23 protein-coding genes are annotated in these 26,378 nt (G+C 33.9%); 17 read left to right on the top strand and 6 right to left on the bottom strand.

What is annotated here, in order from left to right; genetic code table 11:
- Positions 1-31: 31 nt before the first annotated feature.
- Together EKM66_RS05665 and EKM66_RS05660 are read right to left on the bottom strand one after the other, a co-directional pair.
- A complete protein-coding gene (locus tag EKM66_RS05665; protein ID WP_125762486.1) occupies positions 32-310 on the bottom strand; it encodes a hypothetical protein in 279 nt (92 codons plus the stop codon).
- Between the two features lie 173 nt (positions 311-483).
- A complete protein-coding gene (locus EKM66_RS05660) occupies positions 484-963 on the bottom strand; it encodes a DUF3284 domain-containing protein (protein ID WP_125762484.1) in 480 nt (159 codons plus the stop codon).
- Between the two features lie 188 nt (positions 964-1,151).
- Here EKM66_RS05660 and EKM66_RS05655 point away from each other — a divergent pair, with 188 nt between their 5' ends.
- The 16 genes from EKM66_RS05655 to EKM66_RS05580 all read left to right on the top strand — a co-directional run bounded on the left by EKM66_RS05655 (position 1,152) and on the right by EKM66_RS05580 (position 20,906).
- Complete coding sequence (locus EKM66_RS05655; RefSeq protein WP_125762482.1) at positions 1,152-3,068, top strand: BglG family transcription antiterminator; 1,917 nt, start codon at positions 1,152-1,154, stop codon at positions 3,066-3,068.
- Between the two features lie 5 nt (positions 3,069-3,073).
- Positions 3,074-3,541 carry a PTS sugar transporter subunit IIA gene (locus EKM66_RS05650; RefSeq protein WP_164505057.1) on the top strand — a complete coding sequence of 156 codons (468 nt, stop codon included), beginning with the start codon at positions 3,074-3,076 and terminating at the stop codon, positions 3,539-3,541.
- Entirely contained in the window at positions 3,538-3,861 is a 324-nt protein-coding gene (locus tag EKM66_RS05645) for a PTS fructose transporter subunit IIB (protein ID WP_125762478.1), read from the top strand. The genes EKM66_RS05650 and EKM66_RS05645 overlap by 4 nt, the downstream gene beginning before the upstream one ends.
- A gap of 22 nt (positions 3,862-3,883) precedes the next feature.
- The gene (locus EKM66_RS05640) at positions 3,884-5,005 is read left to right on the top strand and encodes a PTS fructose transporter subunit IIC (protein WP_191988033.1); all 1,122 of its coding nucleotides are present in this window, start codon (positions 3,884-3,886) and stop codon (positions 5,003-5,005) included.
- Positions 5,005-7,575 (top strand): glycoside hydrolase family 38 N-terminal domain-containing protein, encoded by a 2,571-nt coding sequence (locus EKM66_RS05635; RefSeq protein WP_164505056.1) that lies wholly within the window; start codon positions 5,005-5,007, stop codon positions 7,573-7,575. The genes EKM66_RS05640 and EKM66_RS05635 overlap by 1 nt, the downstream gene beginning before the upstream one ends.
- A 211-nt stretch (positions 7,576-7,786) precedes the next feature.
- Positions 7,787-8,215 carry a PTS sugar transporter subunit IIA gene (locus tag EKM66_RS05630; RefSeq protein ID WP_125762474.1) on the top strand — a complete coding sequence of 143 codons (429 nt, stop codon included), beginning with the start codon at positions 7,787-7,789 and terminating at the stop codon, positions 8,213-8,215.
- Positions 8,199-8,669, top strand: a complete 471-nt coding sequence (locus tag EKM66_RS05625) for a PTS sugar transporter subunit IIB (RefSeq protein ID WP_125762472.1) — start codon at positions 8,199-8,201, stop codon at positions 8,667-8,669. The genes EKM66_RS05630 and EKM66_RS05625 overlap by 17 nt, the downstream gene beginning before the upstream one ends.
- 13 nt (positions 8,670-8,682) lie before the next feature.
- The gene (locus EKM66_RS05620) at positions 8,683-9,453 is read left to right on the top strand and encodes a PTS mannose/fructose/sorbose/N-acetylgalactosamine transporter subunit IIC (RefSeq protein ID WP_125762470.1); all 771 of its coding nucleotides are present in this window, start codon (positions 8,683-8,685) and stop codon (positions 9,451-9,453) included.
- 25 nt (positions 9,454-9,478) lie between these two features.
- Positions 9,479-10,309, top strand: coding sequence for a PTS system mannose/fructose/sorbose family transporter subunit IID (locus EKM66_RS05615; RefSeq protein WP_125762468.1), 831 nt, complete (start codon positions 9,479-9,481; stop codon positions 10,307-10,309).
- Positions 10,310-10,426: 117 nt separating this feature from the next.
- Entirely contained in the window at positions 10,427-11,398 is a 972-nt protein-coding gene (locus EKM66_RS05610) for an SIS domain-containing protein (protein WP_125762466.1), read from the top strand.
- Between the two features lie 116 nt (positions 11,399-11,514).
- Positions 11,515-14,280 carry a sigma 54-interacting transcriptional regulator gene (locus EKM66_RS05605; protein WP_164505055.1) on the top strand — a complete coding sequence of 922 codons (2,766 nt, stop codon included), beginning with the start codon at positions 11,515-11,517 and terminating at the stop codon, positions 14,278-14,280.
- A gap of 237 nt (positions 14,281-14,517) precedes the next feature.
- Positions 14,518-16,455 carry a BglG family transcription antiterminator gene (locus EKM66_RS05600; protein WP_164505054.1) on the top strand — a complete coding sequence of 646 codons (1,938 nt, stop codon included), beginning with the start codon at positions 14,518-14,520 and terminating at the stop codon, positions 16,453-16,455.
- Positions 16,439-16,903: a PTS sugar transporter subunit IIA gene (locus EKM66_RS05595; RefSeq protein WP_225426562.1), complete on the top strand. Its 465-nt coding sequence runs from the start codon at positions 16,439-16,441 to the stop codon at positions 16,901-16,903. Before EKM66_RS05600 ends, EKM66_RS05595 begins: the two co-directional genes overlap by 17 nt.
- A gap of 14 nt (positions 16,904-16,917) precedes the next feature.
- A complete protein-coding gene (locus tag EKM66_RS05590) occupies positions 16,918-17,232 on the top strand; it encodes a PTS fructose transporter subunit IIB (RefSeq protein WP_125762457.1) in 315 nt (104 codons plus the stop codon).
- Between the two features lie 20 nt (positions 17,233-17,252).
- On the top strand, positions 17,253-18,290 hold the full coding sequence (locus tag EKM66_RS05585; RefSeq protein WP_125762455.1) for a PTS fructose transporter subunit IIC: 1,038 nt from the start codon (positions 17,253-17,255) through the stop codon (positions 18,288-18,290).
- Between the two features lie 3 nt (positions 18,291-18,293).
- Complete coding sequence (locus EKM66_RS05580) at positions 18,294-20,906, top strand: alpha-mannosidase (RefSeq protein WP_125762453.1); 2,613 nt, start codon at positions 18,294-18,296, stop codon at positions 20,904-20,906.
- A 95-nt stretch (positions 20,907-21,001) separates the two neighbouring features.
- Here EKM66_RS05580 and EKM66_RS05575 read toward each other — a convergent pair whose 3' ends face one another.
- From EKM66_RS05575 to EKM66_RS05560, 4 genes are all read right to left on the bottom strand, one after another.
- Positions 21,002-22,561: an SLAP domain-containing protein gene (locus EKM66_RS05575; RefSeq protein ID WP_125762451.1), complete on the bottom strand. Its 1,560-nt coding sequence runs from the start codon at positions 22,559-22,561 to the stop codon at positions 21,002-21,004.
- Between the two features lie 222 nt (positions 22,562-22,783).
- Positions 22,784-23,434, bottom strand: coding sequence for a TetR/AcrR family transcriptional regulator (locus tag EKM66_RS05570; RefSeq protein ID WP_125762449.1), 651 nt, complete (start codon positions 23,432-23,434; stop codon positions 22,784-22,786).
- 117 nt (positions 23,435-23,551) lie between these two features.
- Positions 23,552-23,821 (bottom strand): hypothetical protein, encoded by a 270-nt coding sequence (locus tag EKM66_RS05565; protein WP_125762447.1) that lies wholly within the window; start codon positions 23,819-23,821, stop codon positions 23,552-23,554.
- Positions 23,822-23,971: 150 nt separating this feature from the next.
- Positions 23,972-24,334 carry an ArsR/SmtB family transcription factor gene (locus tag EKM66_RS05560; protein WP_125762445.1) on the bottom strand — a complete coding sequence of 121 codons (363 nt, stop codon included), beginning with the start codon at positions 24,332-24,334 and terminating at the stop codon, positions 23,972-23,974.
- 125 nt (positions 24,335-24,459) lie between these two features.
- On the opposite strand from EKM66_RS05560, the gene EKM66_RS05555 reads away from it, so the two are divergent.
- A complete protein-coding gene (locus EKM66_RS05555) occupies positions 24,460-26,364 on the top strand; it encodes a heavy metal translocating P-type ATPase (RefSeq protein WP_125762443.1) in 1,905 nt (634 codons plus the stop codon).
- Positions 26,365-26,378: the final 14 nt, after the last annotated feature.

Here is a 26,378-nt window from a genome sequence, read left to right as displayed (position 1 = left end):
TTAGTTGAGATATTGATGATCTAGTAACTATTCAAGAATATTCACCGGCTTTATTTAAAATATCTAGATCAAAGTAACTTATATCTTTGTCGCCATAATTAATGAATTCAATAGTTGTATGGACTCCAGGTCCAATAGGGAAAATAGAATTTTCATCAATATATAAGTAGGCAGCTCCACTTGGAAATATCGTTGCTGTGTCTGGGATCCGCACTTTTATTTTAGATTTTGTTGAACGATATGCTAAGTAACTAATTGTTAATGCGAATGCAGATATTATAATCGGTAGCCAAATAAGCACGACTGTCATTAAATCCTCCTCTAAAAGTTGGGCATATGAGATCTATTATTTAAAGGTTTATAAAAGCATTACTTATTAGACTTTATCAGGTTATAAGTAATGCTTCGTAATATCTAGGATTTGTAAGTGATTTACCATACACCAAAAATGTACTCTGTGGTATGTGATATTGATTTCAAATGCTATATCTTAGTTTTAATATTTTTATCAGTATTTGATTTTTCATCAGCGGTGAAACGGTCAAGCGCAACCTTATCTAAATATGCGCCACGTTTCTTACATGCAGAATTGAATGAGTGTTTGTAAAGAGGAGTGAATAGACCATAACCCCGCTTGGCACCACCCTTAGTCGTGTACATGTCTTCAGAATATACAAGTTCTGAAGTGTCACCAGTTTTTACAACGTTGAAAGTTTGAACGATGTAGCCGTTGGCACTGTCAGCTTCTTGAACATATAGATCAGGTTGTCTGATTTCAGATACCTTGATCGTAGTTTGGACAGGTTTCTTACTTTGCTTAGTTTGCAAAGTCTTACTAATTTCAACTCTGGGTCTGAGTTTCTTTAGACCAGGGATGAATTGTTGAAAATAATGAAGTTGCTCACGCATAAGTGCTTGATAGACAGCTTCTTGTGATGCTTTCATTTTGTATGTATATTTCATATTGTTTATCGCCCTGTTTGTTTTTGTTTATTGCTGTTAGTACTAGTTTAACATAGATAAGGTTGTTGCTTTTGATATGATTGAGTAATCAAAATTATTTACTAAACAGGAAGTTCCACATTAATGTGGAAGTTAAACATATTTGATAGCGCTTACTTAGATGCTATATTCTATTTGGAGGTTAGGATATGAATTTGAACAAAAGACAGATTCAATTAGTTTTAATACTAGTTGGAAACGAAAAAAAATCTGATCTTCCTCCTTTAAATGCACATGAATTATCCAATCGACTGAAAGTTTCGACTAAGACAATTTATTCTGATTTATCTAATTTAAAGCCATTTTTTAAGAAATTTGATGTTCAGTTGATTAAGAAACCTCGAATTGGGGTTTATCTGGAGGGTAAAGATTCTGATTTGTTAAAAGTTCTGACTAATATTGAACTTAAGAATAACAATCAGTATCTAGATGATGAAACAAGAAGAGAGTTGGTGTTCAGTCAATTATTGAATTCTGATAGTTATCTAACGCTTCAAGATTTGGCAGATAAGTATTATGTGAACCGTCAAACTATTTCAGAAGATATCGATAACGTTGAATTAAAAATCAAACCTTTAGGTGTTCACTTACAGAGAAAATTGGGAAAAGGTATTCGATTCGATATTGATGAGAATCACAGAAGAAAGTTGCTAACCAGATTGATTGAGAAGCAATTCTTCAAAAAAGGATTTTCAACATTTTCAAATCAAAAGTTAAGTATTTTAACTGACAGTAGTTTTTCAATTTCTCAGGAATTAATCACCACGGTGGATGAGATTTTGAGGAGGTTCATTAGTGATAAGGAAATGATACTGAATGACTATGAATATCAATCTTTATTAGTTCACTTGTTAATTGCTATTGAACGTGTAAGAAAAGGAAAGTTTGTAACTAGTGGCAAGTGGGGATCGGCAAAGGCATATTCCAGTGAGTCACAAGAACTTATCAATCTTCTTGAATCGACACTAAATATCAAGTTTCCAAAAGAGGAGATTTATTATTTGCAGTTGCATCTCGTGGCTGCCGGCGAAAAGAAATTTAATAAAGTTCCTTCAAAGCTAAACGATGATAATTTGCTACTCGATTATTTAAAGACAGGAGTGTTTGATAAGCAATTGTATCAAGGACTTTTGTTGCATATAAATTCAGCCATGAATAGATGGAGACTGGGTATATCGATAAATAATCCTTACACCAAAGAGATAATGCAGAAATACTCTAATGCATATGAGATGGCTGTTCATTTGAAAGAGAGTTATGAGAATCATTATGGATTGAAAATAAATGATGATGAAACTGCATATTTGGCACTACATTTTGAAGCATTTCTAGAAAGAAATAGATCAGATAGGGATTCTTTTAGAATCATCATTGTTTGTAGTACCGGACTTGGTACGTCCCAGTTATTAGCCGCTAGAATCAAAAATGATTTTCCGGAATTAAAAATTGTATCGATTTATTCATATGAGAAGTACTTAAAGGCAAGTTTGAAGAATATTGAGTTGATTATTAGCACAATTGAATTACCACAGAATGACAAACCAATCATATATGTTAGTCCTGTTACTTCAACCGAAGATTTGAAAAATAAGATTGGAATCGTTGAAGGAAATTTGAAAAGTAATTTGATTGAGAAACAGCCGTTTTTAAAACTGATTTCGAGAGACAATATTTTGTTAAGAGATACGAATGATTGGCAAGAATCTATCAAAATACTTTGTAATCATCTTGAATCTCAAAAAATACTGAAACCTAATGCTGAACTAAGTGCTATTAAAAGAGAGCAGTTGTCATTTACATCTTTTGATAATTTGGCAACACCGCATGCAAATCCTAAATTTGTTAACACTTCACACATTGCAGTATTAAAGACTAATGAAGCAATCGTGTGGGGTACTCAAAAAGTTAATTTGATCTTCTTTATAGCGTTAAAAGATAATTTAAAACAAAGTGAGTTGGATCAAATTTATGACAGGTTTTGGGATATTCTAAGCGATAAAAAATTAATTAAGAAGATTGTACAAAGTGACAATGTGGATGAAATTTTTGAATTATTGAGAGGATGAAGATTATGAAGATTTTAGAATTATTGAATAAAGACCAAATGAGTTTTGACATTAAAGAAGATGATCAATTAGCTGTTATTAAAGATATGGCAGGAATGTTTTTAAAAACAGGAGTGATCGACAATGTTGATGATTATGTAGATTCAGTACTTGAACGTGAAAAAACAGGAACTACTGGTATTGGTGGAGGAATTGCCATTCCACATGGTAAGTCCAAATCAGTAAAAGAATCATCTGTTGCATTTGCTAAGTTAAGCAAACCGGTAAAATGGAATGCACTCGATGGTAAGGATGTTTCCATTATCTTTATGTTATCTATTCCAGCTGAATCCGCATCAAACGAACATTTGAAGTTACTGTCGTTATTAGCTCAAAGTTTAATGGACGATGATGTAATTGAAGCTTTAGACAAAGCTACTACTAAAGATGACATTATTAATATTTTTAAGAATAAGGAGATAGTTGAACAATGAAAAGAAAATTAATCGCAGTTACAGCTTGTGCAACAGGAATTGCACATACATATATGGCTGAAAAGGCACTTAGAAAAGCTGCAAAATCAATGGATGTATTAATTAAAGTTGAAACACAGGGTGCTACTGGCATTGGTAACAGATTAAATGAAAAAGATGTTCAAATTGGGGAAGCTGTTATTTTTGCTACTGATACAAAAGTAAGAGATGCCGAAAGGTTTGATGGTAAGAAGATTCTAGATATCAATGTTAGTGATCCAATTAAAGATGCCAAAAAAGTTATCAATGATGCTTTGGCATTAGCTGATAGTTCTAACTAAATTGTTTTAGGAGGGAAATATTATGAACAAGTCTATGTGGAAAAATCTTGAAAAGCATATTATGACCGGTATTTCGTACATGATTCCAGTTGTTATTGCTGGTGCTGTTCTAATGGCAATTTCTAGAATCGGTGCTTCAGCATTTGGAATCTCAAATATTTGGGATGAAAAATGGGCAAGCAGTTCTAACGTAATTATTCAATTCTTACATACAGATGATGGTTGGGGTGGTCTTGCACTAGGGTTAATGTTCCCAATTATTTCTGGATTTATCGCCTATTCTATTGCAGATAAAGGTGGTATTGCACCAGGTATGGTAGCTGGTGTTCTTGTTGCTAACATGAATGCCGGATTCTTGGGTGCATTAGCTTCAGGTTTGATTGCTGGTTATTCAGCAAAATTCATGTTTGATCATATCCATTTGCCAGAAGCAATGAAATCTGTTGTTCCAGTGTTCTTAGTTCCAGTTTTAGGTTCGTTAGTCACATTAATATTGATACAGTATGTCATAGGTGCACCATTCGCTGCATTGAATGCAGGTTTAGCAAGTTGGTTGAAGTCAATGACTGGTGTTAACAGAGTATTGTTAGCTGCTATCGTTGGTGGAATGGTCGGATTTGACTTAGGTGGACCAGTTAACAAAGCCGCTGTTACAACAGCCATGGCTCTATTAACAAGTGGTGTTTACGATCCAAATACTGCTGCACAAGTTGCTATTATTATCCCACCTATTGGTTTGGGATTAGCTACAATGATTCAAAAACAAAAATTCAGTCCAGAATTGAATGAAGCTGGTAAAGCATCATTTGTTATGGGACTTATCGGTGTTAGTGAAGGTGCCATTCCATTTGCACTAGAATCACCATTAAAGATTATTCCTATTAACGTTATTGGTTCTGCCTTAGGTAGTGCGATTGCTGTTGGTTTAGGCGCTGTTAATAAAGCACCTATTAGTGGATTCTATGGTTGGTTTGCTGTTAATAACTGGCCAGTATATATTCTTGGTATTGCTGTAGGTTCAGCATTTATCACAGGAGCAACTTTGCTAGTTAGAAAAAATGTTGAAGTAAATGAAGATTCTGACGAGACATCAATTGATGATAGTCAAGATAATGATTTCTCTGAAGAAGAATGGGAGAGCTAATGAAACACGTAACAATTGTTAATCACACACATTGGGACAGAGAATGGTATTTTTCATCAGAAGATTCAATTGCCTTGAGTGATAAATTATTTACTGATGCAATTGTTGAGTTGGAGAATTATCCCAAAATGAGTTTCACTCTAGATGGTCAGATATCTATTCTGGATGACTATATTTCAATACGTCCAGAAATGGAAGATAGGGTCAAAAAGCTAGTCAAAAATGATCAATTGTTGATTGGACCATGGTATACACAACCAGATGCACTTCATATTCAGGGTGAATCATTGATTCGTAATGGAATGTTGGGAATATTCAATTCTCAAAAGTATGGTAAATATATGAAAGTAGGCTATTTACCTGATACTTTCGGATTTAATTCTCAAATGCCGGTAGTATTGAATGAATTAGGATTATCAAACTTTGTATTTTGGCGTGGTATCAATCCAAAAAAAGTTGGATCATTATATTTCAATTGGAAATCGTTAGGTAAGAAGAATTCTGTTACCGCCATTAATATGCCGCAAGGATATGGGACAGGGATGTTCCTAGATGATACACATGATTATGTAGATAAACGGTTGGATTCTGCTGTTGATTTCATTTCTAAAATCGAAAAGAGTAATAATATTTTGATTCCATCTGGAAATGATCAGTTGGACGTTATTAAGAACTTTGAACATAAGGTAGATAATATTAATAAAATGGGTAAGTATGACTATGAAATTTCAACTTATCAGGATTTTATTAATACAGTCGAAAGGAATAATGATTTAACTGACTATGTCGGTGAGTTCATTGACCCAGTGTTAGCTAGAGTCCACAGAACGTGTAGTTCTAGCCGAATGAATATAAAATATACTGCCAAGAAGCTAGAGAACCTTTTGATTAAGCAAGTTGAACCAATGATGGTTATTGCAAAGGCCACTGATGTAGATGTTAGCCAGCAATTACTAATCAGAGCATGGGAAAAGTTACTAAAGAGTCAAGCTCATGACAGTATGGCAGGAAGTGTCACTGATCCCGTTGAAAGAGATATAATTCAACGTCTAAAAGAAGGAATTGAAATTAGTGATGATATTATTAACATCATCGAGAATATGATTTCTAAGAAAATTGGATTATCAAATAAAGAAGTATTGGTGTTTAACACCGAGGCCCACAAATTTAATGGCTACAAGATTTTGAATTTGATAACAGCACATAATAATCCCAAATTAATAGGTTTCAATTCTGATGTATTATCACAGAAATATACACAACCTAGGGAAAATGTCTTGATGCAAGATGAAACTGGAGATCATTATGGACAAGAAGCGGGATATTATACTTCAGATATTTTGGTAAAAATCCAGTTGCCATCACTAGGTTTCAAAGTATTTCAATACGACGATGAATCTCTGGAAGAAAATATTAAGAGTTCTGATAATTCAATTAGTAATTCTAAACTGAAGCTATCATTTGATGATGGTAAATTGAATGTGCAATTTGGTGACACGAATTTAACCAACACAGTTTTAATTGAAGATACACCCAACGATGGAGATACTTATGATTATTCTCCTTTGAAAGATGGACGTACAACAATGCTAGAGTTTAATAGTTGCGTTGTAGAACGTCATTCCGAGTTTTCTAGAATGATTTTAACTGGTAATGAGGAATTACCAGTCTCAGATATTCAGAAACGATATTCTGGCAAAACTAAAAAAACTTCTTATAAGTTGACGATATTACTGTTATCTGATGATGCCAAAATGAGATGCAATTTTGATTTTAAAAATACTGTATTGGATCACAGAGTGCGTATTGGATTTAAGACAGGGATTCACACTAATAAGCATATTGCATCAGTACCATTTGGTTATATTGAAAGACAAAGTTGTTTTGAAGATGAATCCAATTGGGTTGAAAAACCTGTGGATATTTATCCGCTTGATAACAACGTAACTCTAAGTAATAACTCATATAATGTTTCTGTGAGTTCCAATAGCTTTACAGAATATCAACATACTGACGATGTTGTTTGGTTGACGCTGTTATCTTCAACTAATGAACTTGGGAAGCCTAATTTGGTATATAGGCCCGGTAGAGCATCAGGAGATACTACTAAGCGTGGACATATTATGATGCAAACTCCAGACGCTGAATTATTAGGTGATGTATCATCTGAATTCAAAGTAGAATTCCATAACAGTTTAGATTTTAACAAGTTAGCTCAAGCGGGTAACTCAAATGGACTTGCTTGTCCTAATTATCAAATACAGGATTTGAATTTGTTTGATAGTAGATTAGATAATAAGATACAAAGACCAAGTTTTGATAAAGTTTCTATTAAAGATAAATCTGTAATTGATTTACCAGATGATTTATTGGTAAGTGCAATTTATCCATCTTATACTGACAAAGACTCGTATATTATTAGATTTGAAAATGTTAGTTCGACAGTTATGACGTTGGATTCCGCTATATTCAATGGTGATTATGTCAGAGTTAATGCAATCGAAGAATCTGTTGATAGAAACTTGTCTATTGATCCAATGGGAGTAATGACTATTAAAGTTAAATTTTAATAGTTATGAAATGTTTTGAGACAGCCGCATGGCTGTCTTTTTTTTGTATATTAAAATAATACATATGTGCATTGGAAGTGTGCATCACTTTTTTGATATGAGGTGTGCAATGTGTGCGTTATGTGTCATAATCCTATGCTACTGGGCTTTTAGACAAGTTGGCACGGTCCTTGCTTATAGTATGGTGAACGGATAAATAGGAAGTGGTTGTATGAAGATAATATTGATAAGTCATAGCAATATGGCAGTGGGCATGAAACAAACTTTAAGCATGATTGTTGGCGACAATAAGGAAGTAATGGCCTTTGCGGCTTATATAAATAATGACACTTCGTCAATTGAGAAAGTTAAAAAGTTTGTAAGCGAAAATTCAAAAGAACAGATTATTATTTTGACTGATCTTTTGGGAGGGAGTGTAAATAACGAAATGATGCAATTGCTAAAGAATCATTCAAATCTATATGTAATTACGGGAATGAATCTTCCTTTAGCAATGCAGTTACAAATTTGGCAGCAGTCGAATGAAAGTATTTCTGATGATCAACTTGAAAATATTATTAACGATAGTCAGAAAGCATTAATCGATGTAAACAAACTTGTTTTAAAAGAAAGGATGAATACAGATGATCAAATTTTGTAGGATCGACCACAGATTATTACATGGACAAGTAATTTTTTCATGGACTAAGTCAGAAGGAATTGAGCGGATTATTGTCATTGATGATACATCCGCAAATGATGAATTTAAGAAAATGTCATTGAGTTTATCTAAACCAACGGGAGTTAAATTGAACATTTTTTCAGTTGATACGGCAATTGAAAATATTGATAAAATCAAAAAATTGCCTGAAAAGGTCATGCTGATTTTTGGAAATACTTCATCCACTTTGGCATTTGCTAAAGCATATAAAGACTTAAAGGAAATCAATTACGGTGGTATTCCGGCAAAGGAATATTCAGAAAGGTTCAGTAATACCATTTCGATGGATCAACAGGAAATTCAAGATTCAAAGGACTTGAGTGCATTAGGAATTAAATTATATATGCAACAGATTCCAACGACCAATAGAGAAGAATTAAACAACAAACTATAAGGAAGTGATCCAAATGTTCTGGCAAGCTCTTATTTTAGGAATTATCGGTATCATCGTTATCCTTGATTCAAGATTTTTCGGACGTTTGAACGTTGAGCAACCTCTTATTGCAAGTACGCTAGTTGGATTGGCCCTGGGGGATGTAACTAAAGGACTCATGGTGGGTGCAACCCTAGAACTTATTTCATTAGGATTGGTTAACGTTGGTGCTGCTGCACCACCAGATATGGCAATGGGTTCAATCATTGCGTCGGCATTTTCGATTCTATCTGGTGCCTCACCTGAAACAGCATTGACAATTGCGATACCTATTGCTGTGTTAGGTCAATTATTAGGAATCGTTATTCGTATGGGGATGTCTTCATTCAATGTCATGGCAGAAAAATTCATTGATGAGGGTAAATTCAAAAAGGCGACGAATCTTCATATTATATGGGGAATGGTTCTATATGCTTTAGGCTATTTCATTCCAATATTCGTAGCAATTTATTTCGGAACTAATTTAGTAAAACAAGTAGTTAATGTAATTCCTACTTGGTTAACAAATGGATTAACAGTAGCAAGTGCTGTTTTACCAGCATATGGATTTGCATTATTGCTTTCAACAATGATGACAAAAAAGATGGCGCCGTTCTTCTTTATAGGGTTTTTAATCACAGCATATGGTGGAATAAGTGTTACAGGAATTGCCTTCTTTGCAGTATTGGCAGCCATCATATTGGATCAAATAAATAACAATGGTAAAGAACAAAAACAAGATGATGATTCATTAGATTCACTATAACGTCAGAGAAGGAAGGTATAGATTTATGGATACTGAAATTAAATCAGATAAGAAAAAACTAAATAAAAAATATTGGCAATTCTTCTGGCGTTCTTGGGCAATTCAAGGTTCATGGAATTATGAACGTCAAATGAATTTGGGATTTCTATATGGAATTGCACCAACATTGGATCGTATTTATAAGGATCCAAAAGACATAGATAAGAAAAAGGAAGCATATAAGAGGCATTTATCGTTTTATAACTGTACGCCACAAACCTCTGCGTTTGTATTAGGGCTGTCTTCATCAATGGAAGAGCAGTATGCAAAGGATCCAGATAATTTTGATCCAGAATCAATCAGTGCTGTTAAATCCAGTTTGATGGGTCCGCTATCAGGTATTGGTGATTCCTTCTTTCAAGGAACCATTAAAGTTTTGGCATTCGGTCTAGGTATTAATTTTGCTAGACAGGGTAATATTCTTGGACCAGTTTTGGCACTACTGATTTCGTTCATTCCTGCATATTTAGTAACTTGGTATGGTGCTAAATGGGGCTACACAGCGGGTAATCAATTCCTTTCAAAATTGAACTCCGAAGGTGCAATGGACAGAGTTATGTATATTGCCGGAATAGTTGGTCTTATTGTAATTGGTTCAATGGTAGCAAGCATGATTACATTAACGACACCGATTCATATGGGAGGAACATTCAAACTTCAGTCAACATTAGATGACATTCTTCCAAAATTGATTCCGGTGATAATGACAATGTTTATGTATTGGTTAATTGAAAAGAAAGTTAAAACTGGATGGATTCTAGCAATTTGTATCGTCGGTGGTATTTTGGCCAGCGTACTCGGGATTCTAAAAGCTTAAAAATAATGAGGGTGATTGATTATGGGAGAGTTTATGTTTGATTCAAGCTAGAGGATCTAATTGTTATCAGAAAAAATCAAACAAATATATTAATTAAATTAATTGGAGGATTTTATTATGGCAACACCAAAGGAAATTGTAGCTAAGATTTTTAAAGAGGAACCAAATATTGAAAATGTAATGTTTGTAGGATGTGGTGCATCAATGGCTGACTTATATCCCGCAAAATACTTTTTGGAAAAGACTGCTAAAAAGCTACGTGTAAGTCTATCAACTGCTAATGAATTCAACTATGACACACCAGCATCATTAGGTAAGTCAACAATCGCTATCGTTGCATCATTAGGTGGTACAACACCTGAATCAGTTAAAGCAACAGAAGTAGCAAGTAAAGCTGGAGCACATGTAATTTCGATCACTAACTCTGAAGGATCACCTTTAACAAAAGCTGCTGAGTTCGTAGTAGTTCATGGATTCCACGAAAGTTATGCTGCTAAAACAGCAAAGACAAAGAATGTATTGGCATTAGCTGTTGAAATTCTTCAAACAAGTGAAGGATATGAATATTACGATGAAATGCAAGATGCATTATCTAAGATTGATGGATTGATCAATAACGCTGTTAAAAGTGTTGGACCATCAGCTCAACAATTTGCTGATGCATATAAAGACGATAATTTAATCTACGTATTATCAAGTGGTGCAACTTATGATGTTGCATATTCAACAGCTAGCTTCCTATTTATGGAAATGCAATGGATCGCAGCCCCAACATTGAATTCCGGTGAGTATTTCCATGGCCCATTTGAAATGACAGAAAAGAATGTACCATATCTATTGTTTATGAATGATGGACCTACACGTCATTTGGATGCCAGAGCATTAACATTCTTACAACGTTTTGATGCCAAAGTTACAACAATTGATGCTAAGGATTATGGTTTAGCAGATATTGCATCTGAAAATGTTATTGATTACTTAAATCCAATGATTATTACAGGTGTAATGCGTGTATATGCTGAAAAATTAGCTGAAGCAAGAAAACACCCATTAACAAAACGTCGTTACATGTGGAAACTAGAATACTAATTCAAAACTTATAGTCTGATGGCAAATACTACATTGATTGCAATGTAGTATTTTGTCGTAGTTAGTGAAAGTTAAATATCCCTATTGTAAAAAGACACATGATGAGGAGGGTTCAAATGTCAAAAAATCAAGTTGAAAGATATTTAGACAAGGTAACTCAGGATGCCATAAAAAGTAGAGATGGTACCTTATTGGAGACAGGTAATATTGCGAATGTTCTTAAACTATCTCGTAGTACTACCAGTAGATATTTAAATGAGGGCTACGATTCTGGTGAATTTGCTAAGATACAAACTCATCCAGTGCAATATGTTTCCAAAAAGGTTTTACGAGAGAACATAAATAGTGTTAAAGATGACTATATGAATTTTGATGAAATATTTAAAGATATGAATTTCAAGTCAAATAATTCGAATATAGATGTGTTTGATAAAGTTATTGGATCAGATGGAAGTCTTATAAATCAAATTGAAGAAATAAAAACCGCCACATTATATCCTGGTAAAGGATTACCCATTATGTTGATGGGTCCGAGTGGTTCAGGAAAAACATTTTTGGCTCATAAGATATATGATTACTGCCAGGAGAAAAAATTGATTTCGTCCAAGGCAAAAATGCAATCCTTGAATTGTGCGCAATATTTTAATAATCCTGAATTACTATCAAGTTTGTTATTCGGATATACCAAAGGAGCTTTTACTGGTGCTGAAAAAGATACAAAAGGATTAATTGCTAATGCTGATGGTGGAATATTATTTCTAGATGAAGTTCATCGCCTTACTCAAAGTGGACAAGAGAAACTATTTTCATTCATGGATACTGGAAAGTATTCCCCTATTGGTGATGACAGTATTAAGAGAACAGCTAATGTTAGATTGATTTTTGCTACCACGGAAACATTGGACTCCACATTCTTGCCAACATTTATCAGAAGAATTCCAGTAATCGTAAATATTCCTGGATTCAGTGATCGGCCACAAAATGAAAGAGTAAATTTAATTGATTATTTTTTCATGAATGAAAGCAAGGTTTTAAAACATGAATTAAGGGTATCCAATCAATTAATATCCACATTAGCTTCCGCAGACATGGAAGGAAATATTGGAAAGTTAAAGAATCTGATTAAATACTCTAGTGGTAATGCATATGCTAAATTGAAAAATAATAGTGAAATTATAAATATTAACATGTCTAACATTCCTGTTAATTATTACAATAGTTTAGTCAAGGGAATGGATTTGAAGAGTGAATCTAGTGAGTATGTAAATTATGATTACAACAAGCAGGACTTGCCACAACATGAAAATAAGATAACTAATGTTTTAAAAAAGATATATGAAGGTACGATTGATCTTATTTGGAATTATATGAATCAAAAAATGAAGAAGGATCAACTCATTGAAAGAATTAGCAGAAATGTCGATATGCTGTTCGATAGTATATTATTTCAAACTGAATATAATACTTCTAAAGATTCAGAGTATGAGTTGTTGGTCTATCAAATTAAGTCTGTTTTTAAATTTATGGAAGAAAGTTACGGTTATCAGCGTGACGGTAATCAAATTATTTCAATTGCAACTTTATTAAGATCTAAGAATTTTCAATCTGTTTTACAAAAAAATGATATTTGGCAAAAAAATAAAAATAGTATTATAAGTATTGTAAAAACAACATTTGAACAATCATTTCAGGTTTCGAATAGAATATTGACATTGCTATCAGATAAAATGGAACGAGAAATTCTCGATGAAGATTTATTAATGGTTACATTGTATGTGGCCAAGAATAGTGAAAGAATATCTAGTTCATATGTTCATTCTGTGATTCTGGCACATGGATATTCGACGGCAAGTAGTTTGGCTAATGTTGCCAATAGAATGTTAAAAAATAATGTTTTCCAAGCGATAGATATGCCAATTGATACAACTACTAAAGATATCGAAGCAAAATTGGTCGATTATATAAATACCGTTGATTTGAATAAAGGATTAGTATTGTTAATTGATATGGGTTCGTTAAATCAGTTGGGAAACCAAATAAATGAAAAACTAAATGTACCTATATTGATAATTGATCATGTTTCTACGCCTGTGGCGTTGAACGTTGGTAACATGATTTTAAGAAACTCAACAATGGAAGATATTGGTAAAAAAGTAAAGCAAGAAAACCAACTTGAAAGTAAATTGTTGTTACCTAAGGAAAAACTGCAGAAAGCCATTATCACATGTTGTCACTCTGGCATGGGAAGTGCGGTACAAATTCAAGAGATAATAAATAATAGCCTTAAGAAATTTAATGTCGATATTCAGGTTATTCCATACGATTATAATAAGCTATCGAAGAATAAAAGAAGTGAACTTCCATTTGAACTATATGATGTTCTGGCAATAGTTGGAACTGCCAATCCTGGAATCAATGGTATTCCGTATCTATCATTAGATGGATTATTATCAGGAGAGCATATTGACGAATTGATAAATATTCTCAATAAAGCCAAACAGATGGATTATTCAGAATTGAAAGATTCACTTTTGATCAATTTTACAATTAAACGTATGATTTCTAGTGTTTCAATTTTGAATCCTAATCAATTAATTAGTCTTACTGATAAGACAGTATTAAATATGGAAAAATTGATGGGAAAGACATTTGCTACGAATAAGCGTATCCTGCTGATTATTCATGAAGCAGGGATGGTTGAAAGAATTATCAGAAATGAAAAGCTTGATGGACAACCGGATCTAAGTGAATTTATGTCTAGAAATGAAGATTTATTTACATTAGTTCATCATGCTATCGAACCATTAGAGAAACACTATAATATCAAAATAGGTTCAGATGAAATTAGGTTGATAATTGATATTATAATGGGTGATGATTAACGTGATTTGTATGTAAAAAAGACAGCCGTAATGGCTGTTTTTTTTTGCGTCTTATTAGAAATGAGCTACGGGATCTATTTGTAATTGAAAATACATTTTATACTATTTTTAGTTACGGAATTATCATTATATTTTAAATAAGTTTCCAATTGATATTTGAGTACACTATTATAAGTGTACTTTTTTGAATATTTAAGAAACCGTTTTCAACTTATAATTGAATTTGTAATCAGGGGGGTGAATGAAATTAGTCAACCAATTGATGTATTGAACCAACAAGAATTAAAGGTAGTTAAATTACTTCTTGATTCAGATGTCATTCATTATTCTGATATAGAGAAAAGCATTGGTCGATCTCGAAAGACAATTACCAAGTATCTGGATGAGATAGAAGAGGTATTAAGTGAATACCTCATTGATTTAGTTAGAAAGAGAAATGTGGGAATTTACCTTGAAGGTAATACTTCAGAATTGAGCAATGTGTTTCAAAATGAGTATTACTCTGATTTGCCTAAAACCAAAGAAGAGCGAGTAGTTAGTATATTGTCGAAGTTGTTGTTGTCCAATGACGCTCAGACAATTCAAGATTTAGCGGATAGAGCCTTTGTTAGTCGAAGTACTCTTGAGAGTGACTTCAAGGAAGTTAAGCAATTACTAGCCAGATATGATGCGTTTATTGAAACAACTCATGAAGGCATTAAAATAGTTGCTTCCGAATCTGCTAAGAGAAAATTAATGTCCGAGTTATTGACGATGTATTGGGGTAATACCATGTATACCCGAAATGAGAAAGGAGAGATACATAGCAAGCTTCAACTCCCAACCGAAATGCAATCGTTTTTCAGTAAAGAAGTTTTTAAGAAGGTACTAGAGTCTCTGGATGAATTTGAAGAGCTAGGAAACTTGAAGTTTTCTGATTATGAATTCCAATCTCTTGCAATTCATTTGATCATCTCGATGGAACGGATCACCAAAGATGAGACCCTAGAAAAGGGAGAAGAATCTGAAAAGTTAGAAGAAAATACAATCAGTTTGATAGAAATACTTGAAAAGAAGTTCAAAGTTAAAATTCCAGAATATGAACAGCAATATATCAATATTCATATTTTGGCTGCTGAAGGGAAAACTTTTGATCAAGGAAATATCTCTGAATCTAAGACACCATTTAAAGAAGTAACCATTAGTGATTACTTGAGAAAAGTATTAAAACATTATGACGATATTTTAATTAACGGATTGACGGTTCATCTGTCATCGGCGTTAAAAAGATTATATTTGGGACTTAGTTTACACAATCCATACACGGATGATATTAAAAGATATTTTCCAAGAGCTTACAATGAATCAATTGATATTAGTTCAGCAATTGAACAGAAGTTCAACATAACTTTGAATGAAGATGAGGTCGCTTATATAGCACTTCATATTGAAGCATTTTTGGAACGAAAGAAAAGCATGGTCAATGTTGCGATTGTTTGTAGCACAGGCCTTGGTACAGCAAGATTGTTGGAACAAAGAGTTAAAAAGTTTTTTCCAGAAAGTATACATATTACTAGAGTTACCTCTATTCAGGCTTTAAAACATAATCCTATAAGTGAAGATTTAGTAATTAGTACTATTAATTTCGATGTACCAAATATTCCTGTTGTTATAGTTCCACCTTTTCTAGATCCTAATTCAGTTAATCGAATTAGGAGTGTTACAAAAAATATATTATCCAATCGACATGATTCTAATAGTTTTGGACGCTTACTTAATTCCAAATTGGTATTTGTAAGTAAGGGGAGAGAACAAAGAGACGATGTCATTAAGAAAATAAGTAGAAAATTAATTACGCTGAAGTATTGCAAGGATGACATTGGAGATGCCGCCATTAATCGAGAGAATTTAGCAAGTACCTCCATGGATAACATTGCTATGCCGCATGCGCCTGTGAAATATGTTATTAAACCGTGCATTTCTATTTATGTGAATCAAGATGGCATCGATTGGGACGGTCATGAGGTTAATTTAGTTTTCTTTATAACTATTAATCATGAAGTCCAAGATGAGGTCGAACAGATATATAAATATTTCAATGATGTCCTAGAAAATAAACCATTATTGAAGCGAGTTATTAATAGTACAAGCGTAGATGAAATTTTGAAGTTATTAGGAGGTGACTTTATTGAGTGAGAAGTTAAGTAGTTTTATTTCTGAAAAAAATATTGTCATGGATCTAGATGCACATACTCAAGATGAAGCCATTGAACAATTATCAGAGATACTAAAAAAGAATGGAAATATTTCAAGCACCGAAGGTTTTTATGAGGATGTTTTGAAACGTGAATCGATGACTACTACTGGAATAGGCAAGAACATTGCTATTCCACATGGCAAAAGTGAGTCTGTGACTGACACTACAATGATGTTTGCAAAAAACAAAACACCGTTAGAGTGGAATTCATTAGATGGCAGTAAGGTCAATATTATTTTCCTAATGGCAGTATCACCAGCTACACAAGGAAATGAGCATCTTAAAATGCTAGCAAATTTGTCTGGAAGATTGATGGATGACGATTTTGTTTCCGCAATCAAAAAGGCAAAAACAACAGAAGAAATTCTGAATTTAATAAAAGAATAAGAGGGTTTATTAACATGGCTAAAAAAATTGTTGCTGTAACAGCATGTATCGCGGGAATTGCACATACATATATGGCTGCAGAAAATTTGAAAAAGTATGCAAAAAAGGAAGGATATGACATTAAAGTAGAAACTCAAGGGGCAATGGGATTAGAGAATCGTTTGTCACAAGATGATATTGATGGTGCAGATGTAGTTATCTTTGCTGTTGATACAACGGTACAAGAATCAGATCGTTTTGATGGTAAACAAATTTTGAAAGTAGGAACTTCTGAAGTTGTTAAAGATGGTCAAGCGGCTATCGATAAGGCAATGGAATTAGTTAAATAAAATTAGAGGGTGAGAAAATCATGGAATGGAAAAAATTTGGTAAACAATTAGCCAATCATTTTCAAACTGGTGTTTCATACATGATTCCACTTGTTACTGCAGCTGGTTTATTAACATCTATAGCTGTTATCTTTGGTGGGCAAAATGTTTGGAACCAAACAAGTAATATTTGGGGCAATTTAAGATTACTTGGACAAACAGGTTTAGGTTTTATTCCGGTAATTATCGCAGCATATATTTCGTTTTCAATTGCTGACCGTCCCGGACTTGCACCAGCATTTATTGTTGGACTAGTAGCATCACAAATGGGAACAGGATTCTTAGGTGGTATGCTTGCTGGTCTATTAGTTGGATATCTAGTTCAATGGTTAAAGAAGATTCCTATGCCAACAAACTTGATGTCTGTTAAATCTTTGATTATTATTCCATTTTTAGCAACACTGATAGTTGGATTGATCTTTGTTTACATTGTTGGTAGTCCTATTAAGACTATGACAGTTGGATTGACTGCATGGTTGAAGGGAATGTCAGGTGCCAACGCTGTTCTTCTTGCTGCATTACTAGGTGGAATGATGGCCGTAGATATGGGTGGCCCTATTAACAAGATTGCTTATGCTTTCGGTATGGCTGCATTTACTTCCGGTGGTTATGCTGCAAGTACAGCTATGTTAATGGCTATTGGTATCCCACCACTAGGTATGTTCTTAGCAACATTGATTGGTGGTAAGAAGTTATATTCAGACGCTGAAATTGAAAGTGGTCGTTCAGCAGCTATTATGGGTATTGTTGGTATTACTGAAGGTACTATACCGTTTGCCGTTGCTGATCCGGTAAGAGTTATTCCAAGTATTATTGTTGGTACTTCTGTAGGATGTGCCGTTAATGCAGCTTTTGGTACCATTCAAAAGACAGCATTATCGACAGTAATGGCAATACCATTTTCATCAAATTGGTTCCTTTATACAGTAGCTATCATTATTGGGGTTATTGTTGAAGCATTACTTGTTAATTTCTTAAAGAGATTTACAAGAAAAAATAAAACAGTTAAGGAAGGTTAATAAATGACTAACAATTTAGTAAATCACACGCATTGGGACAGAGAATGGTATTTTACAACAACTGATGCGTTAGTACTGAGTGACCAGTTGTTTACTGAAGCCTTAGATGAACTGGAAAAAAATAAAGATGCTAATTTTTGTTTAGATGGTCAAACCTCCATTGTGGATGAATACGTAGAAATTCATCCAGAAGCGGAAGATCGTATTAAGAAGTTGGTTGCTGAAGGAAGATTGTTTGTTGGTCCTTGGTATACTCAAACAGATGCCTTAGTTCCTGATGCTGAATCGATTATTAGGAATTTGGTTATCGGAATTAATGATACTAAGCAAAAATATGGTAAGCCAATGATGGTTGGTTATCTTCCAGACACATTTGGATTCAACGCTCAGTTGCCTACATTACTTCATCAAGTTGGAATTGATAACTTTATATTCTGGCGTGGAACTAATTTTGATAGACAAATGAAATCTGTTTATTTCAAGTGGAAGGGTCTATCAGGTAAAGAAGTTTATGCCGCAAACTTTCCATTTGGCTATTTTACAGCTCAAATTGACGTCGAATCGAAGCGTAGATTACCGCAATTTGTTAAAGAACGTTTTGATCCAGCTTCTAAATTCTCAACTGAACATGGCGACAATCAAGAATTATTAATGCCTTCTGGTATTGATCAAATGAATATTGTTAAGAATATGGGTGAAACAGTTAAGAAGTTAAATGACTTGAGCAATTACAATACTGTCATTAGTTCATATCCTGAGTTCATTGGAAAACTGAGAAAGCAAAAGGATTTGCCATCATATCAAGGTGAACTGCGCTTGCCAACGTATTCTAGAGTACATCGTACTATCGGATCAGTTCGTCATAATATCAAAACTGATAACTTTAATTTAGAGCAGAAAATTTTAAGAAGAATCGAACCATTAACTGTTATTGCAAAGAAATGTGATATTGATATCGGAAATGGTTTGATGATCAAACTCTGGAAGAAGCTTCTAGAGTGTCAGGCACATGATACTTTGGGTGGAAGTGTTTCTGATAATGTAGCTGTTGATATTGAACATCGTTTCAAAGAAGCTAATGAGATGGCTGATGGAATTGAAAATATGATTGAGAAGAAGATTGCAGATTATTTAAATCTTAGCGATCACGACGTTCTTATTTTCAATACAGATGCACATGAGTATGTTGGCCCTAAGACTATTAGTATTGTTGCTAGTTCTAAGAAGATTAAATTTGATGGACTTAGCGATGCTTACATTACTGATAGCAAGCATTTTCCAACCCGTCATCATATTCTGATGATGACACCTAAAGGCCAAGAGTATACTGATGAACCAGAATATTATCAATTGACATTCAAGGGTAACGTCGAGTTGCCAGCATTAGGATATAAAGTTATTCATTTTGAAGATAGTGAAGAATTTTGTCCAGAAGCCGTTAAAACACCAGTTGTTGGTAATAATAAGATTAGTTTTGGAGACAAATTTATAGAATTCGTTGATGGACAAATTAATTATGGTGTTGGTAACAATACCAAGGTTAATATTCTAGAATTAGTAGATTCTGGTAATGACGGAGATACATATGATTATTCTCCATTATCTGGTGATAAAGAAATTAGTTTACCATTGAATAATTCATATGTTGAAAAGGTTAACGGAGTTGCTAAAAAACTTGTTGTAATTGGGTCTGCTAGTCTTCCTCTCAGATTAGATGATAGATTATCTTTGAATCCAGACAATAAGTTGGTTGCTTACAAACTAGAATTAGAATTCAATGATCATGATATGGTGAATGCCACATTAAAATTCGATAATGTTATCGAATCTCATAGATTGAGATTAAGATTTAATTCTAATATTGATAGTGATGAAGCAATTGCTCATATTCAGGACGGATTTGTAAAGACTAATAACAAACCTATTGCGGATAACTGGAATGATGAATTTGTTGAAAAGCCTGTTAATATTTATGATTTTGACAAGAATGTTTCAGTTGGAGATAAGGATTCACACTTCACATTCTTTGGAAAAGGGATGAAAGAGTATCAATATAATGAAACAGGATTGTATATAACTTTGATGGCAACTACTGGACAATTGGGCAAGCCAAATCTTGCTTGGCGTCCAGGACGTGCTTCAGGAGATACAACAAATCAAGGTCATATCATGATGCCAACGCCTTTAGCTCAAGAATTGGGTGAGAATGTATTTAAGTTCGCCTTTAAATTTGAGAATGAAGCATTTTCTGAAAGTAAAGCTATTAAAGAAACACGTAGTTGGTTAACACCATCAATTTCTTATCAAACTCAAAAGCTGAATATGTTTATTCATCGTTTGGACAATAAAATTTGGGAAACCGAGAATAATCCTAAATTGGACGATACCATTTCACTTTTGGATCTTGATGATAATCTTGATGTTTCAGCAATTTATCGTGCATATAGTGATACGAACTCTTATATTGTAAGAATTCAGAATCCTACTTCTGAGCGAATTAATTTATCAAAAGAATTGATTGATAAGTCAAGTACGGTAGATGCACTGGAGAATCCAATTTCTGATGTTGATTCAATTGATCCGTATAATATGGTTACATTAAAATTGAAATTGTAGGACAAGCAAAAAGACAGCCATGACGGCTGTCTTTTTTGGTTGAGTGTTTGATTTTATTTTTGTGGGAGTGCGAATAGAATAAGAAGGAATAATAATTAAGCTAAGTCACTTGCAAGAACCCATTCGTTAGTAGCAACGCGATACATTTGTTTGCCATTAATTGTGGCAACTTTATCTGTGTGCCATGATGATCCGGCAGCAAGACCACGATTTTTGATTACATTACCGTTTGAAGTATATAAAGTCTTGGCTGAGTCAGAAGCAGTTGTAATAGACTTGTTAACTGAAGCAAATTCATATACATCATTAGCTTTCACCCATTCGTCAGTAGCAACACGATAGTAAGTTGTGCCGTTAAGTACAAGTTGCTTGTCTACTGCCCAGTTTGAATTTGCAGAAAGTGCACGACCTTTAAGTTGTTTACCTTCTTTTGAGTATAGAGTTGCTACATCTGTAGATGTTACAACAGTTTTGTGTGATGTGATTTCACCTTCAGCTGAGCCTTTAACAACTTTAACTGTAACAGTGTTGTCAGTTGTACCGATAGTGATATCGTTTGTTTCGTTTGCTGCTAACTTATAACCATCAGGTAGACTAACAGTTTTTTGTTCGCCGGTTGCACCAGTGGTTTTTGATGAACTAACGATTGTGCCATTCTCGTCTACAAAATTAACAGTTGTTGTGTGCATATTTGTAGTGCTTGATCCATTTGATGTATGTGATGAACCAGGAGTTGTTGATGGTTTGTTAGTATTTGCTGAGCTATTATTATTTTCTTCGGAAACTGGAATAATTTGGATTGTTACATGGTTATTGGCAATAGAAAAGTCATTATTATCAGCCAATTTGTAACCATATGGTAGGGAATAATTTGATTCATTTATTTTTTTTGCGTTGAGCGGAACAAATGTACCAGAAATACTGATTTTTTTGATTCCGTTCATGTAGTCAATTAAAACATTTCTTTTTGAAGATACATATACTGTAGCAGAATCATTTGAAATTTTTGGATCTGTATTACTATTTAATTGATAACCATCAGGTAATTTGATTTTTGTGTGATCAACAGTATCTGTTCCATCGTTTACTACTATTTCTTGATATTTAGTAGGAACCTCAACTGAATTAATACCTTCTCTAAATGTTAGATGAATTTTTTTTCGCTCAACTACATTTAAATTAATTACGTTGTTGGAGTCAGGCTTGAGAGATTGATTATCCAAAATATTATATCCTAGTGGTGCATTAAAGTCAGTGATTACAGGAGTTCTTTTTGAATCGATAGTTAAACCATCTTGCTTTATAATTCCATCGTTTCTGTATGCTAGTTTTTGAACAGTTTTATCATAAGTTTCCCCACCAAAAGTTCCCTGTTCCTTTACGGAAACTTTTTTTGCTGTGAGTTTAATATAATTAATATGATATGTTTTAGTTGAAGCATCAGTATTGGTTGCACCGGTATTTGAACCAGATGGCTTATTTGTTGGATTAATAGTTGCGCCATTATTTGATGTTTCATTGTTTGAACCAGATGGTTTGTCTGTTTGTCCAGCAATTTCTGCAGCTTGAGCTGTAATACCCGCGATTGTACTTGGGCTTAAAATCATAGAACTAAATAGTAAACTTGTAATGATAAGGGACTTACTCATTTTCATAATATCTCTCCTAAGTGTTTAATATTTTTGAACTAGATAATCATATCTAACCAATGTAAATTTCTCGTATAATTAATGTAAAAATCACGTAAAGTTTCAGAAATATGCTAATAAATATTTACAATTTTTCAGAAATTATTTCAACATTTTTACGTACCGCAGGGAACAAAAAATCTCATCCAAAAATTGAATGAGATCAATAACAAAATATTCTAAATTCTCCTATTCCTCAAAAGGACTCAAACCCTTAACAATGAAGTCAATCAAATGATTGACTTCTTTTACTTTGTCCCATTTGGGTGAATTAAATAAGAAGTAATGCTGTGCAACATAACCGAAAATAACTGAAAAGATGAATCGGAATACTTCCACATTATTCCAATTAATCAGTAGTCCGTTTTCTTTCAATCGATCAAAAGAAGCATTGATATTTTTCAAGTATTCAGCAGGTATTTCAGCAATCATGTCTTTTCTGATTTCTTCATCGTAAATGAATTCATCAACAAATATTCTAATGACGTCGATATTTGCCATGAAGAACTCAAGTCGGTTTCTTACTAATATACTGATAAAGTCGTGAAGGGTAGAGTAGTTGGACTCCCAATCTGCCTCAGATAATTCAGTCAGTACTTCTGGCAAGATGACACGCGATATCGGCTTTAAAATAGCCAGCAATAGTTCTTCTTTGTTATTAAAGCGCTTGAATAGACTTCCTTCAGAAACACCAGCTTCATGGGCTATTTCTTTGGTACTAGTATCTTTATAGCCTTTTTTGGCGAACAATTTGATTGCTGAACGAAAGATCATCAATTGTTTATCGGTCATATCAGCAGTTTCAGGCGAATCTTGGTAAACCTCGATTAAACTTTTCATAATTTAAGCCTCATATTAAGTATTAATTCAATTATAAGATAGTAGCATCGAAAAAGCTGGAACAAAATTGCTTTTGCTCCAGCTTCATCAGGGGTATATCAAAATGAAAATTAATAGTTAAGCATGTTTTACACTGTGGCCATTACGGTAGCCAAGGTATAGTTGAGTTGCAGCAACAACGATGTTGACATAGTTGAGAACATTGAACCATGTTTCGATATTGCCAACACGTGTAGCGGCGTAGAATGTCCAGAATCCAGCGATAATAGCGACAACGTTGACCCATCCAAGAGTCTTTTGAAGTTGTTGATCATCTCTTTTGGCCCACATCCAAATAATGCTGACTACAAACCAAATTGCTAAAATCCAAAATATTGTTGTAAACATTATATATCACTCCTATCTAAAAACTTTCCGTTTCTCAGATAGTGAGTACTCACTATCTGATTACAAAACCCATTATAGTTCTGAAATATTTAAAGTCAACAGATTATCAGAAATAAAAAATCCCGAAACGGATTGACTGTCTCGAGACTGTTATTGATCGTTTTCATCTTCAATAATATGTTCTTTGGTTTGATTAAAGATGGTAATAATATGTTGATCACTTAATCGATAGTGAATGTTGCGACCATGTCTGACACTGGATACTAGGTTCAATTGGCGCAACAGACTCAGTTGATGTGAGATTGACGATTGACTCATATCCAAGGTGTCGGCAATTTCACCAACACTTAGTGGCGTCTTAGATAATGCCAGAATGATTTTGACACGAGTCATATCTCCAAATGCCTTGAATACGTTGACCATAGATTCTAATTCTTCATTAGCAGGTATGGATTCTTTTAAATGGTTCAGAGCATTTTGATGCTCTTGCTCAGGAAAATCTACTTCTGACATTAAATCACCTTTTTCTCCGAAATCATTGAAATTCTATATTAGATATATTATATTATACATGATATATGAATGAATGCTCATATATTCATGTAAACACTTACATTGTTGTAGGGAGGATGTTTCTAATGAAATTATACAATGTCCAATCCGAATACCAAGTTAAAAATAAGCGAAAAAAGCTTAAAAATAAATTAGATCAAGAATCTATTATACGAATTTGGAAATTAATTATTTCAGCTATTTCCATGGTAACTGGATTTAGTGGAATATTTGGTGAGCCACTCAGTATTCTGTTCTATTTCATCGGTTATTTTGTTATTGGTGGAAGTATTGTCTTCAAAGCGGTTAAGAATATTTTTCACGGCGAAATTTTTGATGAGAACTTCTTAATGACGATTGCCACTATTGGGGCGCTAGTGCTTGGAGAATATCCTGAAGCTGTTGCAGTTATGTTCTTCTATGAAGTTGGTAATTTATTTGAAGATATTGCTACTAACAATTCTAAGAAGTCTATTTCAGCATTATTGGAAGTTAAGCCAGCCTTTGCCACTTTAAAGTTATCTGACAAGACAAAGCGTGTTGACCCTAATGTTGTTCAAGTAGGTCAAATCATTGTCGTTAGACCTGGTGAGAAGATACCGTTGGATGGCATGGTTGTTTCGGGTCAATCTAATGTGGATACTTCAGCTTTAACAGGTGAGTCAATGCCTCAGAGTATCAAAGAAAATGATATGGCGCTAAGTGGGTCGATTAATCAGAATGGTACGTTAGAAATAAAGGTAACTAAAATATATAACGATTCGACTGTAGCTAAGATTTTGGATATGGTTCAAAATGCTAGCAATAAAAAAGCTCCAGCTGAAAAGTTTATTACTCGTTTTGCAAAAATATACACACCTATAGTAGTAGGAATGGCTCTAGTTTTGGCAATTGTTCCACCATTATTCACTGGCACATGGGGTACATGGATCTCTCGTGCATTAGTGTTTTTAGTTATTTCATGTCCATGTGCATTGGTGATTTCAGTTCCACTAAGCTTCTTTGGAGGTATTGGTGCTGCATCTAAACAAGGTGTTCTAGTTAAGGGTAGTAGTTATCTTGAAGCTCTAAACGACGTTGATACGGTAGCATTTGATAAAACTGGTACTTTGACCAAAGGAAAATTTGAAGTTGTTGATATAGCCCCAGTTAATGATGTCAGTAAACAGGACTTATTGGGATACGCAGCTGCTGCAGAGCAAAACTCAACTCATCCAATTGCGTTGTCGATTTTGAAAGCTTATAACGGTGACTTGAACTCATTCCGTGTTACTAGTGCAAATGAACGTGCCGGTAGAGGATTGAGTGCAACGGTCAATGGTAAGTGGATCATAGTTGGTAATGAAAAGGCTATGGATAATATTGACTATATTAAGAATGATAATATTGGTACAGTTGTTTATGTGAGTGCAGATAGCAAATTTGTCGGCAGTATTGTGATTTCTGACGAACCTAAGTCTGATGCGCAAGAAGCTATCAAATTATTACATCAGCGTGGTATTAAAAGTGCAATGCTGACGGGTGATAATAAGACGGTTGGAGAGGCAATTGGTCATAAGTTGGGATTAGACCAAGTTTATACTCAATTGTTACCTGCGGACAAAGTTAATATCGTAACTGAATTACTTCAAAAGTCTAAGAAACGTAATAAGAAGGTTGCCTTTGTAGGTGATGGGATTAACGATACGCCGGTATTGACCAGTGCTGATATTGGATTTGCCATGGGTGGTCTCGGTTGTGATGCCGCGGTTGAAGCAGCTGATATCGTCATCATGGGTGATGAACCATCAAAGGTATCCAAGACAATTAAGATTGCTCAAGTAACTAGGAAGATAGTTATGGAGAATATTAGTTTTGCAATCGGTATTAAGGTATTGTTCCTATTACTAGGAGCTCTTGGTTTTGTTGGTATGTGGCAAGCGGTATTCGCCGATGTTGGTGTCACCGTTATAGCGGTGTTAAATGCTGTTAGATTGCAGTTTATAAAATGAGAATGAAAAAGCAG

Source organism: Companilactobacillus hulinensis (assembly GCF_003946555.1).
Lineage (GTDB): Bacteria > Bacillota > Bacilli > Lactobacillales > Lactobacillaceae > Companilactobacillus > Companilactobacillus hulinensis.
Note: the sequence above shows the minus strand (reverse complement) of the source record. Positions and strands in the feature narration are given on the sequence as shown.

What these genes read in the sequence shown, in the direction of transcription:
- EKM66_RS05665 (WP_125762486.1), bottom strand. Translation starts at nt 310, where the DNA reads ATGACAGTCGTGCTTATTTGGCTACCGATTATAATATCTGCATTCGCA.
- EKM66_RS05660 (WP_125762484.1), bottom strand. Translation starts at nt 963, where the DNA reads ATGAAATATACATACAAAATGAAAGCATCACAAGAAGCTGTCTATCAA.
- EKM66_RS05655 (WP_125762482.1), top strand. Translation starts at nt 1,152, where the DNA reads ATGAATTTGAACAAAAGACAGATTCAATTAGTTTTAATACTAGTTGGA.
- EKM66_RS05650 (WP_164505057.1), top strand. Translation starts at nt 3,074, where the DNA reads ATGAAGATTTTAGAATTATTGAATAAAGACCAAATGAGTTTTGACATT.
- EKM66_RS05645 (WP_125762478.1), top strand. Translation starts at nt 3,538, where the DNA reads ATGAAAAGAAAATTAATCGCAGTTACAGCTTGTGCAACAGGAATTGCA.
- EKM66_RS05640 (WP_191988033.1), top strand. Translation starts at nt 3,884, where the DNA reads ATGAACAAGTCTATGTGGAAAAATCTTGAAAAGCATATTATGACCGGT.
- EKM66_RS05635 (WP_164505056.1), top strand. Translation starts at nt 5,005, where the DNA reads ATGAAACACGTAACAATTGTTAATCACACACATTGGGACAGAGAATGG.
- EKM66_RS05630 (WP_125762474.1), top strand. Translation starts at nt 7,787, where the DNA reads ATGAAGATAATATTGATAAGTCATAGCAATATGGCAGTGGGCATGAAA.
- EKM66_RS05625 (WP_125762472.1), top strand. Translation starts at nt 8,199, where the DNA reads ATGATCAAATTTTGTAGGATCGACCACAGATTATTACATGGACAAGTA.
- EKM66_RS05620 (WP_125762470.1), top strand. Translation starts at nt 8,683, where the DNA reads ATGTTCTGGCAAGCTCTTATTTTAGGAATTATCGGTATCATCGTTATC.
- EKM66_RS05615 (WP_125762468.1), top strand. Translation starts at nt 9,479, where the DNA reads ATGGATACTGAAATTAAATCAGATAAGAAAAAACTAAATAAAAAATAT.
- EKM66_RS05610 (WP_125762466.1), top strand. Translation starts at nt 10,427, where the DNA reads ATGGCAACACCAAAGGAAATTGTAGCTAAGATTTTTAAAGAGGAACCA.
- EKM66_RS05605 (WP_164505055.1), top strand. Translation starts at nt 11,515, where the DNA reads ATGTCAAAAAATCAAGTTGAAAGATATTTAGACAAGGTAACTCAGGAT.
- EKM66_RS05590 (WP_125762457.1), top strand. Translation starts at nt 16,918, where the DNA reads ATGGCTAAAAAAATTGTTGCTGTAACAGCATGTATCGCGGGAATTGCA.
- EKM66_RS05585 (WP_125762455.1), top strand. Translation starts at nt 17,253, where the DNA reads ATGGAATGGAAAAAATTTGGTAAACAATTAGCCAATCATTTTCAAACT.
- EKM66_RS05580 (WP_125762453.1), top strand. Translation starts at nt 18,294, where the DNA reads ATGACTAACAATTTAGTAAATCACACGCATTGGGACAGAGAATGGTAT.
- EKM66_RS05575 (WP_125762451.1), bottom strand. Translation starts at nt 22,561, where the DNA reads ATGAAAATGAGTAAGTCCCTTATCATTACAAGTTTACTATTTAGTTCT.
- EKM66_RS05570 (WP_125762449.1), bottom strand. Translation starts at nt 23,434, where the DNA reads ATGAAAAGTTTAATCGAGGTTTACCAAGATTCGCCTGAAACTGCTGAT.
- EKM66_RS05565 (WP_125762447.1), bottom strand. Translation starts at nt 23,821, where the DNA reads ATGTTTACAACAATATTTTGGATTTTAGCAATTTGGTTTGTAGTCAGC.
- EKM66_RS05560 (WP_125762445.1), bottom strand. Translation starts at nt 24,334, where the DNA reads ATGTCAGAAGTAGATTTTCCTGAGCAAGAGCATCAAAATGCTCTGAAC.
- EKM66_RS05555 (WP_125762443.1), top strand. Translation starts at nt 24,460, where the DNA reads ATGAAATTATACAATGTCCAATCCGAATACCAAGTTAAAAATAAGCGA.